Consider the following 15,476-nt stretch of genomic DNA (forward strand, 5'->3'; position numbering starts at 1 on the left):
GGCGTGGGTGCGACGCAGCTCAGCCTCACCAACGCGGTGAACCAGAAGTTCCGGGTGCGGGCGGAGTACGTGCGCAGCGCCAAGGACACCACGTACGTGAGCACTTGGGGCGGCTGGCTGCATCTGACGGTCAGGAACTGAGAGCGGCATGAGGGGCGGGCGGCCATCGGGCAGGATGGCCTCATGACAAAGCTGTCCGAACGGTCGAGTGGTCGTGCGTTTGCTGGTTCCCCCCCTACCTCAGTCACCCATCACGAGCAGTACTGCGCCTGCTTCCCGATGGACCGGTACATGCAGTCCGAGTTCTCCAGCAGCTGCAGCACCGCGTCCCGGTTACGGGCCGTCTCCCGGTCGATCACCTCGTCGGGCGGGTAGAAGCCGCCCCCCGAGCTGGACGACGGATACATCTCGAACGTGTAGGAGAAGATCTTCTGACTGCCCCAGAGGTAGTCGTCGATCGAACCGTCCGTGATGTACAGGTCGCTCGACTGTTCCGGCGTGTAGCCGTTGCTCGCGGCCATCTTCCCGCCGACGGTGGCGAAGGCGTCCCGGTCGTCCTGGGTCATGCCCGTCGTGGTGTTGGCGGTCGTGTACCCGAAGGGCCACAGCACCAGTTCGCTGTACGTGTGGAAGTCGATACCCGTCTTGATCTGCTGGACGCCGCCGACGACCCGGCTGCGGACGAAGTTGCCCACCACCTTGACCTCGGGCGCGGACTCGGCCGAGGCGCCTCGGTAGGTCTCCGACGAGGTCGAGCCGGAGGAACCGCCGCAGCAGCCCCAGCGGTAGTTCCAGTTGCGGTTGAGGTCCGTGCCGACGTTCGACGAACCGCTGTTGGGCTGGCGGTTCTTGCGCCACGAACGGTACGAGCCGGTCGCGATGTCGTACTCGCCGCCGTCCGGGTTGAGGTCCGGGATGATCCAGATCTCACGGGAGTCGATCATGGCCTTGACCCGGGAGTCGGTGGCGTAGGTGGAGGTCAGGTTGCGCAGCAGATAGAGCGCCATCTCGACGGTGAGGTGCTCGCGTGCGTGCTGGTGGTGGGTGAACAGCACCTCGGGCTCGGCCTCGTCGGTGCCGACGTTGTCGCTGAGCTTGATGGCGACGATGTTCCGGCCGGAGTAGGAGGTCCCGATGACCCGCTGGCTGGCGATGGAGGGGTTGGCCGCGACGAGGGAGTTGATCTCCGTCGTCATCTCCGCGTAGTTGTGATAGCGGGAGTCGGCCGTGGGGAAGTCGAGCAGCCGTACGTCGTCGGCGCTGCTTGAGCGGTCCGGAGCCGAGCCCAACAGGGTTATCTCGTAGCCGCGTTGGGCCAGTTTCCTGGCCTGGTCGGCGCGGCCGGAGACCACGACGGTCTCCTCGTCGGCCTCGTCCACGGTCACGCCTGACGCCATGATGTCGGTGCGGACGTCGGACGTGGAGTTCGCGAAGTTGATCTCGTACTGGCGGATGTCGTCCGCCGAGGCCGCCGGGCGCTTGACGCTGGTCGCGGTGGCGTCGGGGGTGGTGGAGGCGACGCCCACGGCGAGGGCGAGGGACAGCAGCCCGAGGGCGGCGGCGGACCGTCTGCCGCCGAGGACACCTGAGCCTCGTATACGAAGTCGCATGAAGTCTCCTGATTTCTCCGGGAGTTCCGGGTTCTCCGGAAGTGGGGGAGTGGAGCGGGGGGTGGTTCTTCCGTGCGACGGACTGGTGCGGGTGTGGCGCCATCGTGCGGCCATGACATGGGCAGGTCAAGAGCGCATAAAGAGTGATGGCGTGAACCGGTCGGCCGTACGGGCCGGAAAGTGCTGCGGGGGCCGCAGAGGATACGCGTACCGGCGCCCGCCCGTCGCGGCACTCGCGCAAGTGCACACGTGCGTGTGACCTGCCTGTTTGCCTCGGCGGGGGCTGTTGGAAGGTACCGACCATGGGCGGATCAGCGCCACGGACGGATCGCCGGTCACCGGCCCGACCGCCGGTCGGGACAGCCGGCTTCGTCGACCGCCGCGACGAACAGACCGAAGCCCGCGCACTGCTGGCCAGGGCCCGCCTCGTCACGCTGACCGGGCCGGGCGGCGTGGGCAAGACGCGCCTCGCCGCACGCGTCGCGGACCGAGTGTCCCGCGCCTTCCCGGACGGTGTCCGGTTCGCGCACCTGGCCGACGTGAGCGACCCGGACCTCGTACCGGCGGTCGTGGCCGAGGCACTGGGCCTCTACGACCATCCCACGCGGGGGTGGCCGAAGCCGCTGGACTCCCCGAACCTCTGGGATGCCCCGAACACCCCGAACACCCCGAACACCCCGAACACCCCGGACCGTCTTGACGCCGTGGCTCCTCTGGCCGATCAGCTGGGGGCGCGTCGGCTCCTGCTGGTCCTCGACAACTGCGAGCACCTGCACAGGGCCTGCGCCGAAGTCGTCGGCGCGCTTCTGCGACGCACCACCGGTGTACGGGTCCTGGCCACCAGCCGGCACCGTCTGGGCCTGACGGAGGAACACCTGCTGGACGTACGGCCGTTGCCGGTACCGGACCCTGAAGGCGACCTCTCGCCGGCCCACCGGCACCCGGCCCTCGCCCTCTTCGCGGACCGGGCCGCCGCGGTCGTCCCGGGCTTCACCCTCACCCCCGCCAACCGCCCGGCCGTGGCCCGCCTGTGCCGCCGCCTCGACGGCCTCCCCCTGGCGATCGAGCTGGCGGCGGCCCGCATGACGCACGCGGGGGACCTGGCCGACCTGAGCGACCTGCACGACTCGGACGAGCCGGTCGTCGACGAACCGCCCGCCCACACCCCCGCCCACCCCCGCCACCGCACCCTGCGGGCCACGATCGACTGGAGCCACCAACTGTGCACGCCGGATGAGCGGTTGGTCTGGGCGCGGGCCTCCGTGCTGGCCGGAGACTTCGACCTGGAGACGGCCGAGGCGGTGTGCGGGGACGGTACCGCCGACGTCCTGGAGGCCGTGACCGGGCTGGTCGCCAAGTCCGTACTGAGCCGGGAACCGGGCCCCGACGGTGGCGTACGGTATCGCCTGCTCGACACCCTCAGGCAGTACGGCCTCGGCCGGCTGAGGCAGCGGCCCGGTGCGGAACGGGCCGCCCGGCTCCGGCACCGCGACTGGACACAGACCCGGGCGTCGGCGTACGAACGTGCCTGGTTCGGCCCGGACCAACCGCGCACGACCGCCCGCCTCCACGCCGACCGGGCCGGTCTGCGCGCGGCGCTGGCATTCAGCCTCGAAGCGGGTTCGGGTTCGGGTTCGGGTTCGGGTTCGGGTTCGGGTTCGGGTACGGAGCCAGGCGGGTGCGCCCCCGAGGACGCCCGGGCCGGCCTCCGGCTCGCCGGCACCCTCTGGTTCCACTGGTACGCGTGCGGCGCATCCGGCGAGGGCCGGTACTGGCTCGACCGCGCCCTGGAAGCGAACCCCGGGCCCAGCAGGGAACGGGCCCGGGCACTGTGGGTTTCCGGCCTGCTCGGGCTGCTCTCCACGTCGCCGGAGGAACATGCCCGGGGACGGCTGCGGGCCGAGGAGGCGCTCGCCCTCGCCGGGCGACTCGGGGACGCCGCCGAGGCAGCGCATGCCGGATACGTCGTCGGGGTCGGCCGGCTCCTCGGAGGTGAACCCGCCGCTGCCCTGCGGTACTTCGAGGACGCCGTGGCGCAGGGACCCGTAACCGGCGGCCATGCGAGCCTCGCCGGGCTCGAACGGGTGCAACTGGCCACCGCACTGGCCGCCTTGGGCGAGGCGGACCGGGCCGTCGCCGTCTGCGAGAACGCCCTGCGCGTGTGCGAGGAGTACGGCGAGCAGTGGGTTCGCTCAGGCGTCCTGCGGGCGCTCGCCCTCGCTCACAGCGTCCGCGGGGACTGGCGCCGGGCCGAACCGGCCGCCCGCGAGGCACTGCGCACCGGGCACATCCTGCACGACCTCCTCGGCATCGCCCCCGCCCTGGACCTGCTCGCCCTCGCCGCGACCGCCCGCCACCACGCCCACGATCGGGCCGCCGTCCTCCTCGGCGGCGCCGACCGCGTCCGGTCCACCTCCTCGGACTCCGACTCCGTGCGGCAGGACGGTGAGACCCGGGCACGCGAGGCCCTCGGGCGCCGGGCGTACGAACGGGCGTACCGCCGGGGGGAGAGTCTTGGCCTCGCCGGGATCGTCAAGTACGCCCTGCGGGAAGGGGAGTCGGCAGGAGGGCAACCCGAACCGCCGTCCGGCACTGGGTGCTTGAGTGGCCTCGGCTCCGGCTCCAACTCCGGAACGAGTCTGACCCGCCGGGAGACCGAGGTCGCCGCGCTCGTCGCCGAGGGCCTCGCCAACCAGCAGATCGCCGACCGCCTGGTGATCGCCCGCCGTACCGCCGAGGGTCACGTGGAACACATCCTCGGCAAACTCAACCTCGCGAACCGCACCCAGATCGCGGCCTGGGTGACGACGCACCGGTGACGACGCACGGATGACGACGCATCGGTGACCACCCCCTCCTACGGAGGTGCGGGCTTGAAGATCTGGGCGGAAAACAGGTATTTCTCCCCGCGCGCGGGGGCGTTCGCGGAGGCGATCCTGAAGGCATGCTGCAACTCTCCGGTGGCTCCGGGGGACATGTCCCGGTTCCCGTCCCTCGGTACGGCTCCTACCCCCAACCCCCTCTGGGGGCAGGCCATCTGAGCGTCGAGTACGACCCGCGGCCCACCGCCGCCCGCGAGGCGCGGGCGGAGGTGCGCGGTCAGTTGGAGAAGTGGGGCCCGACCGCCTGGGACGACGAATCCTGGGACGACCTCGTCGACGTGACGGAGCTCCTCGTCAGTGAGCTGGTCACCAACGCGGTGCTGCACGCGGCGAGCCGGTTCCGGCTCACCCTGTCGGCGTCGCACGGTGTCCTGCGCTGCGAGGTCACCGACACCGGCCGCAGTACTCCGAAAGTGCTGTGTGCGGGCACCGGGGAGAGCGGCCGGGGAATGTTCCTGGTGGACGCGCTCGCGAGGCGCTGGGGCTGCCACCAGGACGGGCCGGGCAAGACCGTGTGGTTCGAGCTCGGCACCTGCGGGTCCGACGGCTGTGGTCGGCGACAGCCGTAGCGGCCCGCGTGTTCCGGACGCCGGATGCCCCGGCCGTCCACCGTCCGGCTCCGGAACGCCCTCTTGTGCGACCAGCCCCTTTGCGCTTTCTTGACGTACATGGCGGACACCACAGGAAACTCCACAGAAGCAAACGAACCAGGGGCGACAGGGTCCACGGCCGACACGAAAGCCACGGTCGCCCCCAACCTCGCAAGTCCCAACTCGGCTCCCCGAAAGTCCAGTTGGAAGTACATCGGGCCCGGCATCGTGGTCGCCGCGACCGGTGTCGGCGCCGGTGACCTGGTGGCGACACTCATCGCGGGCAGCAACTTCGGCTACACCCTCCTGTGGGCCGCCGTACTGGGATGTCTGGTGAAGATCTCCCTCGCCGAGGCGGCCGGCCGCTGGCACCTCTCCACCGGCCGCACCCTCTTCGACGGCTGGGCGAGCCTCGGCCGCTGGACGACGTACTTCTTCGTCGCGTACGTCGTGATCTGGGGCTTCGTCTACGGCGCGGCGGCGATGTCGTCGAGCGCGCTCCCGCTGCAGGCGCTGTTCCCGGACGTCATGGACCTCAAGTGGTGGGCGATCCTGTGCGGGTTGTCGGGCCTGGTCTTCGTCTGGTTCAACAAGTACGAGGTCTTCGAGAAGGTCATGACCGTGCTGGTGGGCGTGATGTTCGTCGTCACGGTCTATCTGGCGATCCGGGTCACCCCCAACCTCGGGGACGCCTTCGCCGGCCTGCTGCCCGTGCTCCCCGACGAGAAGGACTCGATCCTCAACACGCTGGGCCTGGTCGGCGGTGTGGGCGGCACCATCACCCTTGCGGCGTACGGGTACTGGGTCAATGCGAAGGGCTGGACCAACACCGGCTGGATGAAGGTGATGCGCCTCGACAACCGGGTCGCGTACGTGACGACGGGCATCTTCGTGGTGTCGATGCTGTTCGTGGGCGCGGAGTTGCTGCATTCGGCAGGCGTGGCGATCGCGAGCGGCGACAAGGGCCTGATCCAGCTGAGCGACATTTTGGCGGACAAGTACGGCTCGGCGACCGCGAAGTTCTTCCTGATCGGCTTCTTCGCCACCTCCTACACCTCGCTGATCGGCGTCTGGCACGGCGTGAGCCTGATGTTCGCCGACTTCGTGGAACGCTTCCGCGGCACCCGGACGACGGGCGAGGAGGTCGCCTCCGGCACCCGCGAACGGTCCTGGCCGTTCCGCGCGTACCTGCTGTGGCTGACCTTCCCGCCCATCGTCCTGCTCTTCCAGGGCCAGCCCTTCCGCCTGATCATCCTCTACGGCGTCCTGGGCGCGGCCTTCCTCCCCTTCCTGGCCGGCACACTGCTGGTCCTGCTCAACTCCTCCCGCACGCCCGCCGAATGGCGCAACCGGCTGCTGAGCAACGCGATGCTGGTGATCGCGGGCCTGCTCTTCCTGGTGCTGTGCGTGAAGCAGATCTGGGACCAGCCGTGGTCGGAGTTCTTCTGAGTTCTCCGGTTCCTCTGTCTCTCTGAGGCCCCTGCCCTGTGACGGAGGCTCAGTTGGGAACCGGCTGCAGCTGCTGCCACTTGGAGTCGGTGGCGATCGCCTTGAGCTGGTCGAGGGTCAGGGCGGGGTTCTCGCGGGTCGGGCCGGTGACCTGGCTGGCGGAGTTGAAGGCGCTGACGACCACCCTCAGACCGTCGGGCCAGTAGGCGTCGGCGGTCCGCATGACGAGCCCCCTGCCCTTGTCGTCGCCGGGGCCCTGCCGGACGACGACCTTGATGCCGTCGGGCAGGGTCACCGCGCCCGAACCCTCACCGAAGAGCTGGTCCTCGACGTCCTGCATGTTGGGCTGCACATTGACCTGGACGAAGCTCTCACCCTTGCCGTCGTCGACGACGACGTACCCGTACTCGGTCCCCTCGTCGCTCTTGCGGACGACGCGGAGACCCTGCCCCTTCGGGAGCAGCCCGGTGAGCGTCGTCAGGAGGGTGGCGGTCCCGGCGCCGGGAGGTGTGGCCGGGGACTCCTGCGACGGCGAAGCCTCTGGAAGGGTGTCGACGACCTTGAGCCAGGCGGGATCGGTGACGAGTGTCTTCAACTGGGCGCTCGACAAAGGAGGTTCGGGGCGGCTGACGGGGGCGCCCTTCTCGGCGGCGGCATTCCACTCGCTCATCGTCACCTGCCCCCCGTCCGGCGTGACGAGGGTCGCCGTCCACAGCTTCGTGTCGATGTGGCGGTCCGCGTACTCGTACCTCTTGAGAATCATGAGCGCCGAGCCGCCGGGCAGCGTGCTCCTCGCACAGTCGTCGTACGGGACGAACGCCGTGTCCGGGCACTCGGTCGCCTGCCGGGCCTGGGCGCTCCCGGGGGCGACGCGTCCGAAGCCGAGGGAAAGAGCCCCTGCGCCCTTCCCGTCGTCGAACACGGCGTACACGGACGGGCCGTGCTTCGAGTCCGTGCCCCGCGCGGACTCCTCACTGAGCTTGCCCTCGGGCAGCAACTCCTTGAGGGTGCTGAGCAGTTGGTCGCCGGAGAGGGTGGGCGAGTCGGCCGTGCCAGTGGATGCGCCGCTGGGTGTGCCGGTGGCGTCACCGGGTCCGACGGTCGTTCCGGTGGCCCCCGCGGACCGCTGTCCGCTCCCGTCTCCGCCCCAGGGCGTGATCAGTGCGCCGCCCACCCCCACCAGCGCGATCGCGGCGGCGCCGCTCACGACAGCGGTCCGGCGGCGCGTACGGAGCCGGCGCCCCCGGGTCTCGCCCCCGGCGACGAGGGCGGCACGATCGGCGTCGAAGGCACCACCGGCGTTGCGCAGTGCGGCGCCGAGCCGGTCCTCGAACTGGTCGTCTCGATGTTCAACGGACATGACGAACCACCACTTCTGCTGTGTAGGGGCAATTGTGTACCGGAACGGGAGGAGTGTCCGGCGAGGGGAGGTGAGCTCGGGGCGGGGGAAGGAAAGCCCGGGGCCGGGAAGGGGAGCCCGAGGCCGGGAAGAGGAGCTGATGGCCCGGAGGGGGAGCCGGGGCCGGGTAGCGGTGACGGGCCTCAACGGACCGCGTACTCACCGAGTTCCTCACCGAGGAGGACGCGCAGCCGGGCGAGGGCACGGAGGCAACGGGAGCGTACGGCGCCCGAGGTGACGTTCATCGCGCCCGCCGTCTCCTCGATGGAACGGTCCTCCCAATAGCGCAGGACGACCACCGCCCGGTCCTTGGGCGGGAGTTGGGCGAGCGCCTCGACCAGGGTGAGCCGCATGGTCACGTCGGTTCCGGCGGAGGGCACGGCCGACTCGGGCAGCACGTCGGTGGCACGCTCGCTACTGCTGCGGCGCCGCTGATGCGTGAGAAAGGTGCGGGTGAGCACGGTCTGCGCATACCCCGCCGGGTTGCTGGCCCGGGAGACGCGCCCCCAGTTGACGTACAACCGCCCGAGCGTCTCCTGCACCAGGTCCTCGGCGAGGTACGTGTCCCCGGCGGTCAGCAGACACGCGGAGCGATACAGATGCCCGGCGCGCGCCGCCGCGAACTCCGCGTACTCGTCCGAGCGGACCTTTCTCATACGTTCCCCCTACCCCTGCGGCACACCGACATCGGCCGCGCGTGAACTGCCTTCACCTCACTGACGCGGTGGGCGGGGGGAAATGTTGCAGAGCTCAAGGGAGAGGGTCAGAGGAGGTGGTCAGCCTTGCCGGCCTTGATGTCGCGGATGAGCGTACGGAGCGCTTCCCGGGTGTCGGTGAGGTAGCTGTCCTCGGCGCCGGCTACGGATATGTAGGCGTTACCGGTGGAGTCGGTTCCCAGGCGGAAGCAACTCGCTCCCTCGCCGCAGAAGGGCTCTTCCCAGGTGATGTCGGCCATCGGACGTCTCCTCAAAGGCTGTTGACGATGTCCCGGATGAATTCGCGGGAGGCGGCCGCCGAGAGGGCGATGCGCTCCAGCCAGTCCAGGTGGGTACGGTACTTGGCCAACTGCGCTTCCTCGCTCAGGAACTCCGGCCCGTGGGTGCTGTCGGCCTGAACGGTGTCCAGCTGGGGGACAGGGCCCTCCAGGTAGTTGACGGTCTGCCCGGCGCCGGGAAAGGTACCGGCGACGAACGGAATGACCAACAGCCGTACGGCAGGACGCTCGGACACGGTGAGCAGATGCTCCAGCTGGGCGCGAGCGACGCCGGGCCCGCCGAACTGCATGCGCAGCGCCGCCTCGTGCACGACGCCGACGTACTCGGGTGGATTCTCGGCTTCGAGGACCTGCTGTCGCTCCACGCGGTACGCGAGCCGCAGGGCGACCTCGTGCGCAGGCAGTGGCGGCAGCACGGCCCTGAAGAGTTCGAGGGCATGGTCGCTTGTCTGGAGCAGGCCGGGAATGTGCGCGATGTGGGCGGTACGCATCCGCACCGCGTCGCACTCCAGCTCGGCGATGTCGAGCAACCCCGGGGCGAGCGAGCCCCGGTAACGCTCCCACCAGCCTCGCCCACGTGGCTGAGCCATGCTCACCAGGGCCTCCACGTAAGCCTCGTCCGAGCAGTCGCAGTTGCAGGCGAGGGTGCGCAGCCGGTCGGAACTGATGGTGCGGATACCCGTCTCGATGTTGGAGATCTTCGCCCGGTCGAGGCCGAGAAGTCCGGCAGCCTGGTCCGCTGTTATCCCCGCCGCCGTCCGCATCCTGCGCAGTTCGCTGCCCAGACGTTTCTGACGTTCGGTGGGTGTCGTCCTCGGTGGCATGCCGTTCCTTCCCCTATACGTCGGCAGCAGTTTGCCGTCATCGGACATCAGCGAGCCACGTACGGGTCAATTTCTCAAACTGCCTGGTTCATTAACCACCTTTCACGCTACGTTGGGTAACCAATCCGTTACCCATGGATGAGGAGTCCTGTCATGCCCGCCCCCAACTCCCGCTGCCCAGCCGCCCCCGCTTTCCCGGCGGACCCCACTCGCCCCACTCCCGAAACCCTCCGCTACAGCCTGACCCTCCCGGCCGCACTCGCGAGCCCGGCGATGGCGAGGGCGGCGACAACCGCGTTCCTGCGGGCCCACGACCTGGCGGACATGCTGGACCCGGCCCTGCAAGCGGTCTCCGAACTCACCGCGACGGCATGTCAGTTCACCGAGTCGATGGACTTCTACCTAGCCCTCCGCTACCGCTCCGGCACCCTCCGGGTGATCGTCTACGACAGCCACCCGCCCCACACCCAACCGAACCTTGCGGCAGCGTGCGACACCCGCCGCCGAGCCTCCCTCCGGGTCCTGGCCTGCGTATGCCGGGCGTGTGAGGGCGACTGGGGCTTCGGCGCGTCCCGTGAACCCGGCGGCGGGACGCGGATGTGGGCGACACTGCCGCGAGCGACGGCGGCGAAGTACGGTCGGGGGAAAGGGGCACTCAGCGATTGACGGCCTGGATCTCCTGAGCGACGACTACCTGCCCGGCCTCGAACCGTTCCTCAGACGAAACGGAACGTGCTGGTCACCGCGTCGAAGATGTCGTGGAACGCCTCGGCGAGGTCCAGGACAGGGCTGGCACCGGAGACAAGGACGACCTGGTCTGTGCTCCCCGGGATGGGAATGTACGTCTGGGTGAGAGCCATCCGCAGGGTACGGCTGTCGCCCTCGGCAACGGGCACGTCCTCGACCCCGAACGTCCGCGCGACCGTACCCACTTCGAGGATGTCGACGGTGGTGACCGTCCGCCACGCGTCTCCTTCGCGGCGGGGCGTGATGGTACGCAGGTTGTCGGCGATGGCGCGGGGGTCGGTGGACAGGGTGGCGCCCTGCTTGTTCTTCGCGCCGAGGACGGAAACCGTGACGGTTGCGGAGAGAGGTACGCCGTCGAAGTTCTCGGCCATGCAGCCCAGGTAGACGGCGCCGGAATCGTGAGCGTCCTTGGCCATCTTACGGAGCATGGCGGCGAGGTCGGAGCGGTAGGGGGCGAGTTCGGGGACCTCGCGGACGCGTTCGTCGACGAGGGCCCGGACGGTGGACTCCCGGCCCTCGGGGCGGATGTCGAACTCCCACCAGGAATCAGGGACGGACAAGGACACCCCCACGGGTGTGGTCCCTACGGGCGTGGTCGCAGCGCTACGGCTCATCTGGCGTTCCGTTCCTCTCGCCTCATCGGTCTCGGTGGGAACCGTCGGCAGCGGGCAGCCAGTCCAGATCGTCCTCGGAACGAGCCGGCGGATCGGTATCGGTGGTGAGGCAGACCGGCAACTCCCAGGCGGCGATGTGCGACAGCACGGCCGAGGAGAGGTGAGTCCGGGATTTTCCCCGCACGTGGCCGCTCACATGCAACTGCACCGTGTATCCCCCGCGATGCAGTTCCAGGATCGCCTGGCGGGCTGGGGAGATTTTGGTGAACAGCTCTTCGAACAACTCGTCATAGCGCTGACCGCCGTCTCCGGTGACCTGGATGCTCCAGCAGCTTTCACCGCTACGGAAGTCCGAATTCGACGGGCCTTCACTGGAGAAGCTTGGCGACATTCCAAGCTTCTCTGTGATCTGCTCGGGACGCAGGTTCGGCCGGGTGATGAGTAGGGCGACTTGGGGAGCACCCCATGAATTAGTCATTTCCATGATGGGTTCGCTATCGATCACTCGTGTGCGGGGCGATGGCCAGAGGGATGCCCAGGCCTGCGACTCTTCCGACGAGGCCGGGACTCAGGGCGAAGGTGCTTCCACGGCCGACGAAGCCGAAGATCCTGATGCTGATCTCATATCCCTGAGAGACGAGAAGGCGGATCCCGGAGCGGTGAGGTTCGATCTCGTCGAGAAGTGCAACCAACTGGTCGCCGACTCCGCCGGGCAGCCTTTTGTGGATGGTGAGAATCCACAGGCCGTTCTCGGCCCCACCGTTTCTCTGGTCGCCAGCAGTCGGGGAACTCCGAAGGGATGTCGGTGGCACGGGAATGGATCGTGAGACGAAGTCCCCATCCAGATCGGGCTTCTGGATGACCAGGCTCACGTCGGTTTCGACCCAGGGGCCTTCTTGGTAGTCAAATTCCATAGCATGCACGTCCTTTATACGATCTCACGGCACGCAGCCCAGTGTACATTCCCCATGCCGGTCTGCAGGAGGTCGGATATCTTCGCTCGTTCCGCGACGGTGAGCGAATTTTCGAATACGCTGAAACTCCTGCCCATCGAAGCCGAAGGTGCCGCCAGCGTGTAATTCGGTACAACGTCTCCTGCCTGAGCCGTTTGAAGTGCACTGCCAGGATAGACGCCGGCTTCAACTGCCAATCCGTCCAGGCCGGGAAGCTGTTCGCCGTGGTTCACATAGAATGAGACGGATGTACCCTCGGGGACAGTGAACGTACCAGCTCCTTCCTCAAGGAAACCATGACCCGCGAACACCGCCTCATCGGTTCTCCCGCCTTGGAAGACGCGAGTGGCGTAGTAATGACCTTGTTCGGACGTATAGGTGTTCTTGGAAAGTTGTGGATTGAGGTTCCGTAGCGCGTCTTTGATTTGCTCCGCGGAAGGCAGCGGGTTTCCGGATCCGCGGGATGCGACTCTGCTGAGCCAGGATCCGTCAAATCCGCGAAATATATTTCTGGCGGATCCGCCCAGATTGCGGGCGCCGTTCGCCAGGTTCTTCAGCCCGCCACCGATCCCGCCCATGAATCCGGCACCGAGGGCGCGTAGGCCGCCCACCTTCCACAGCTTGCCGATCTTGGCGAGGCTGGTGAAGCCCTTCGTAGCCGGTATGCAGTCCAGCAGTGCCCAGGCGAGATCACCCCAGCCAGCTGTCCCGTTGTGCATTTTTCTGACGGTGTCAGCAAGGACCACGAGCGCCGCTGCGAACACCAGCCACCCCAGCGGCCCGCCAATGATCATCACGATGATCCCGAGGACGGTCACGACCCATTTGCAGACCGTGACGATCTCGTCCCAGTTGTCGGTGACCCAGTCGCCGATCTCCTCCCACCAGTGACGGTTGGGGATGCCGGCGTCGGAGGCCTCCTCCAGCTTCTTGACCGTGCGACGGGCGGCCTCTTCGCGCAGACCCTTTGCCTGATTGGCGAGCTTCTTCGCCGCGTCCAGGGCGCTCTGGGCAGCGCCGACGTCGCGCTGGGCGGCGGACTGCTTCGCCTTGGCATGCTGGGCGTTGCGCGTGGCGCGGCGCACCTCGGCCTCATCTGGCGGGGGCACGTTCTTGGCGCCGCCGCCAGTCCTGTCCGGATCGTAGGAGTCCGACTTCGCGGTTGCCGTACGAACCCAGTCGTCGGCGCCTGACAGAGCCGTCCGCGCGGTGGCGAGGTCGGCGTGAGCCGCACGGCCGTCCCGCAGTGCCTTGTCGGCCTTGTCCTGCGCGTACTCCAAGTCAGGCCAGAAGGAGGACAGGGCATCGCCGGCGATGTCGTACGACTTCTTGAGCTTCTTCAACCTGCCCGGGGCGTCAGCGAATTCCTCGGCGAAGACCTCCGCCGTCCTGCCCGCCCAGGAGATCATCTCGTCTTCCTTGGCCAGCCCCTTGAAGGCTCTCAGGGCTTCGGAGACGTCGTCGGCGAAGTCGTGCAAGGTACCGGCCAGCTTGCGAATGCGCTGGGGATCGCCCGGAGTGGGGTCCTTGTCCAAATCGAGTATGTGCCAGTCGGCAGGGCGTTGCGACACGTGTTTCCCCCGTCAACACCTGCTAGGTCAGCGGTAGTTGGCTGGACGCAGTACGTCCGAATTAGTCGCACCGCTTTGTCGCGCCGCCGGGACCTATGGGGGCGTACCTGGCCCCCATAGGCACCTCTTAGCGATTGACGGCCTGGATCTCCTGAACGACGACAGCCTGTTCGGCCCCGAACTCACCGTCGGGCAGCGCCTGCGGGGCGTTGACGCCGGTGCCGGTCCAGTGGATCTTCCAGGTGATGGTGGCGCGGAGCGCGTATGAACCGTTGCCTGACGAGCGCAGGTACTTCACACCGCAGGTCGGGGTCTGGCCCGCCTTCCCGGTGGCGTACGGCTCCCCGATCCGCCCGTTGACGAACGTGCACACACCGGACGCGGGGTAGACCTGCGCGTCGGCGGTACCGGGCTCGATCCGCAGGGAGACGGGCTCGGCGACGGTAGTCGCCTCCATGTTGAGCACCGGGACGGACGCGGTCACGGACACCGGCTTGAACTGGGCCGCGTCGAGCCAGGCCCAGGTGGGGAGGTTGACCTTGGTGCCACCGGCGGGGGCGAGGGTCACCTTGGTGCCCGGTACGCGGATCTCGTTGTAGGCGAGTCCGGCGAGGATCTCGGGGGTGATGACGTTCTGGATGTTGGCGGGCGGTGCGGCGCCGGTGTCCACCCAGAAGTAGTCCTCCTTGCAGGCGTCCCAGCCCGGCGGATAGGACTTGTTGACGTAGGACCCCCACCAGTAGCCCTTGCCGGTCTTGTCCTTGTTGAAGTCCTTCGAGTGATCGTCCTCGTTGAGGTACTTCTTCCGCTGCTCGGCATCCCACTCGTAGCCTGTGGACCCCGCTTCCCAGACCGGCTCCTTGACCTTCTGCAACTCCGCGGGTGAATACGTCGGCGCATACCAACAAGCAGGCGGCGTCCAGGACGTGGTGGCAGCAACCGGACCGGCCGACTGCCCGGACCCGTTCTTGGAACGGTCGTAGACGACGGCTCCGGCGGTTGCGGAGAGGTTCTGGCCGTCCTGGCCGCCTTCCACGGTCTCGGTGCCGTTGGTGTCACCGTCTCCGTAAGTGGCGAACGCCTGCGCAGGGCACAGGAGTAGAACCCCCGCGGTGAAGGCGATAACTGCCGGGCCTCGAAATGTTCGGTACGTCAGGGCTGGCATACGGAACTCCCCCGCTCTGATGTCAGCGTCTGTGTTACCCAAATACCGTGCTTATTGATGCGCAGTTGGCTGCTGTACAGGACGTAGCTGTCCTTGGACGCCGCGGTCACATTGGTCTTGCCGGTCGTGAGGCTCTTGTCGTACGCCTTGCTCTGGTCCTCGCAGTAGACAAGGCCAGCTGTACCGTCACTGTTGACGTTCACCCTGGCGTCAAAGTACCGCTTGGCGCCGGTGATGCGGCCCTTGCGGTCCACGAACCCCTGGATGAACCTTTCACTCCCGGCTGCTGCCTCGCCTTCGGAGTAGTACAGGTACGCCTTGTGCAACGGGTTCTGCTCGGCGATCGCCATGTCCACGGCCTTGAGGAACTGCTCGCTGTCGCTGAGGGCGGCGTCCTTGTCTTTGTCGCCCGTCTTGGGCCACTCGAAGGTGTAGGTCAGATCCGCCGGCAGCTCGATCTTCGGCCGGTCGGCGGAGGCGGCCGATGCGGAGGCGGACGCCGTCGGCGATGCCGAGGTCTCGCCGGTGTCGGCCCCGGCGATCTTGTCGTTGTCCTTCGACTCGCCGTCGTCGCCGCCACAGGCGGTCAGTAGCAGGGCAGCGGACGCGACCAGCGCGGCAGCAACGGGCAAAGATCGGCGCTTCACAGTGAACTCCCCGTGAGACAGATGTGCTAGC

15 protein-coding genes are annotated in these 15,476 nt (G+C 68.0%); 4 read left to right on the forward strand and 11 right to left on the reverse strand.

Annotation, left to right across the window (positions count from 1 at the left end):
* Positions 1-251: 251 nt before the first annotated feature.
* Entirely contained in the window at positions 252-1,610 is a 1,359-nt protein-coding gene (locus tag STRTUCAR8_RS06535; protein WP_006374734.1) for a M14 family metallopeptidase, read from the reverse strand.
* Between the two features lie 302 nt (positions 1,611-1,912).
* On the opposite strand from STRTUCAR8_RS06535, the gene STRTUCAR8_RS06540 reads away from it, so the two are divergent.
* The 3 genes from STRTUCAR8_RS06540 to STRTUCAR8_RS06550 all read left to right on the forward strand — a co-directional run bounded on the left by STRTUCAR8_RS06540 (position 1,913) and on the right by STRTUCAR8_RS06550 (position 6,531).
* Positions 1,913-4,429, forward strand: a complete 2,517-nt coding sequence (locus STRTUCAR8_RS06540; protein WP_006374710.1) for an ATP-binding protein — start codon at positions 1,913-1,915, stop codon at positions 4,427-4,429.
* Between the two features lie 125 nt (positions 4,430-4,554).
* Positions 4,555-5,061, forward strand: a complete 507-nt coding sequence (locus STRTUCAR8_RS06545; protein ID WP_006374731.1) for an ATP-binding protein — start codon at positions 4,555-4,557, stop codon at positions 5,059-5,061.
* Between the two features lie 90 nt (positions 5,062-5,151).
* Positions 5,152-6,531, forward strand: a complete 1,380-nt coding sequence (locus tag STRTUCAR8_RS06550; protein WP_006374715.1) for an Nramp family divalent metal transporter — start codon at positions 5,152-5,154, stop codon at positions 6,529-6,531.
* A gap of 49 nt (positions 6,532-6,580) precedes the next feature.
* Here the strand turns inward: STRTUCAR8_RS06550 and STRTUCAR8_RS06555 are convergent, their stop codons facing one another.
* The 4 genes from STRTUCAR8_RS06555 to STRTUCAR8_RS06570 all read right to left on the reverse strand — a co-directional run bounded on the left by STRTUCAR8_RS06555 (position 6,581) and on the right by STRTUCAR8_RS06570 (position 9,748).
* Positions 6,581-7,891, reverse strand: a complete 1,311-nt coding sequence (locus STRTUCAR8_RS06555) for a hypothetical protein (protein ID WP_006374740.1) — start codon at positions 7,889-7,891, stop codon at positions 6,581-6,583.
* A 182-nt stretch (positions 7,892-8,073) separates the two neighbouring features.
* Positions 8,074-8,586 carry a SigE family RNA polymerase sigma factor gene (locus STRTUCAR8_RS06560; RefSeq protein ID WP_006374759.1) on the reverse strand — a complete coding sequence of 171 codons (513 nt, stop codon included), beginning with the start codon at positions 8,584-8,586 and terminating at the stop codon, positions 8,074-8,076.
* A gap of 107 nt (positions 8,587-8,693) precedes the next feature.
* Entirely contained in the window at positions 8,694-8,885 is a 192-nt protein-coding gene (locus STRTUCAR8_RS06565; protein ID WP_006374745.1) for a hypothetical protein, read from the reverse strand.
* Between the two features lie 11 nt (positions 8,886-8,896).
* The gene (locus STRTUCAR8_RS06570; protein WP_006374713.1) at positions 8,897-9,748 is read right to left on the reverse strand and encodes a helix-turn-helix domain-containing protein; all 852 of its coding nucleotides are present in this window, start codon (positions 9,746-9,748) and stop codon (positions 8,897-8,899) included.
* Positions 9,749-9,901: 153 nt separating this feature from the next.
* Between STRTUCAR8_RS06570 and STRTUCAR8_RS06575 the strand changes: the two genes are divergently transcribed.
* Complete coding sequence (locus STRTUCAR8_RS06575; RefSeq protein WP_006374747.1) at positions 9,902-10,414, forward strand: ATP-binding protein; 513 nt, start codon at positions 9,902-9,904, stop codon at positions 10,412-10,414.
* Positions 10,415-10,464: 50 nt separating this feature from the next.
* Here STRTUCAR8_RS06575 and STRTUCAR8_RS06580 read toward each other — a convergent pair whose 3' ends face one another.
* The 6 genes from STRTUCAR8_RS06580 to STRTUCAR8_RS06605 all read right to left on the reverse strand — a co-directional run bounded on the left by STRTUCAR8_RS06580 (position 10,465) and on the right by STRTUCAR8_RS06605 (position 15,445).
* On the reverse strand, positions 10,465-11,109 hold the full coding sequence (locus STRTUCAR8_RS06580) for a hypothetical protein (protein ID WP_044471740.1): 645 nt from the start codon (positions 11,107-11,109) through the stop codon (positions 10,465-10,467).
* Between the two features lie 22 nt (positions 11,110-11,131).
* Entirely contained in the window at positions 11,132-11,593 is a 462-nt protein-coding gene (locus STRTUCAR8_RS49395) for a DUF4279 domain-containing protein (RefSeq protein ID WP_078507132.1), read from the reverse strand.
* A 10-nt stretch (positions 11,594-11,603) separates the two neighbouring features.
* Positions 11,604-12,023 carry a hypothetical protein gene (locus STRTUCAR8_RS06590; RefSeq protein ID WP_006374763.1) on the reverse strand — a complete coding sequence of 140 codons (420 nt, stop codon included), beginning with the start codon at positions 12,021-12,023 and terminating at the stop codon, positions 11,604-11,606.
* A 14-nt stretch (positions 12,024-12,037) separates the two neighbouring features.
* The gene (locus tag STRTUCAR8_RS53960) at positions 12,038-13,597 is read right to left on the reverse strand and encodes a putative adhesin (RefSeq protein WP_234372510.1); all 1,560 of its coding nucleotides are present in this window, start codon (positions 13,595-13,597) and stop codon (positions 12,038-12,040) included.
* Between the two features lie 163 nt (positions 13,598-13,760).
* Entirely contained in the window at positions 13,761-14,798 is a 1,038-nt protein-coding gene (locus tag STRTUCAR8_RS06600) for a hypothetical protein (protein WP_006374725.1), read from the reverse strand.
* Entirely contained in the window at positions 14,786-15,445 is a 660-nt protein-coding gene (locus STRTUCAR8_RS06605) for a hypothetical protein (RefSeq protein WP_006374730.1), read from the reverse strand. The genes STRTUCAR8_RS06600 and STRTUCAR8_RS06605 overlap by 13 nt, the downstream gene beginning before the upstream one ends.
* Positions 15,446-15,476 lie beyond the last annotated feature (31 nt).

Source organism: Streptomyces turgidiscabies Car8, from assembly GCF_000331005.1.
In the GTDB taxonomy this organism is placed as follows: Bacteria; Actinomycetota; Actinomycetes; order Streptomycetales; family Streptomycetaceae; genus Streptomyces; species Streptomyces turgidiscabies.

Excerpts from the sequence above, each read along its gene's own strand:
- STRTUCAR8_RS06535 (WP_006374734.1), bottom strand. The coding sequence starts at position 1,610 with ATGCGACTTCGTATACGAGGCTCAGGTGTCCTCGGCGGCAGACGGTCC.
- STRTUCAR8_RS06540 (WP_006374710.1), top strand. The coding sequence starts at position 1,913 with ATGGGCGGATCAGCGCCACGGACGGATCGCCGGTCACCGGCCCGACCG.
- STRTUCAR8_RS06545 (WP_006374731.1), top strand. The coding sequence starts at position 4,555 with ATGCTGCAACTCTCCGGTGGCTCCGGGGGACATGTCCCGGTTCCCGTC.
- STRTUCAR8_RS06555 (WP_006374740.1), bottom strand. The coding sequence starts at position 7,891 with ATGTCCGTTGAACATCGAGACGACCAGTTCGAGGACCGGCTCGGCGCC.
- STRTUCAR8_RS06560 (WP_006374759.1), bottom strand. The coding sequence starts at position 8,586 with ATGAGAAAGGTCCGCTCGGACGAGTACGCGGAGTTCGCGGCGGCGCGC.
- STRTUCAR8_RS06565 (WP_006374745.1), bottom strand. The coding sequence starts at position 8,885 with ATGGCCGACATCACCTGGGAAGAGCCCTTCTGCGGCGAGGGAGCGAGT.
- STRTUCAR8_RS06570 (WP_006374713.1), bottom strand. The coding sequence starts at position 9,748 with ATGCCACCGAGGACGACACCCACCGAACGTCAGAAACGTCTGGGCAGC.
- STRTUCAR8_RS06575 (WP_006374747.1), top strand. The coding sequence starts at position 9,902 with ATGCCCGCCCCCAACTCCCGCTGCCCAGCCGCCCCCGCTTTCCCGGCG.
- STRTUCAR8_RS06580 (WP_044471740.1), bottom strand. The coding sequence starts at position 11,109 with ATGAGCCGTAGCGCTGCGACCACGCCCGTAGGGACCACACCCGTGGGG.
- STRTUCAR8_RS49395 (WP_078507132.1), bottom strand. The coding sequence starts at position 11,593 with ATGGAAATGACTAATTCATGGGGTGCTCCCCAAGTCGCCCTACTCATC.
- STRTUCAR8_RS06590 (WP_006374763.1), bottom strand. The coding sequence starts at position 12,023 with ATGGAATTTGACTACCAAGAAGGCCCCTGGGTCGAAACCGACGTGAGC.
- STRTUCAR8_RS06600 (WP_006374725.1), bottom strand. The coding sequence starts at position 14,798 with ATGCCAGCCCTGACGTACCGAACATTTCGAGGCCCGGCAGTTATCGCC.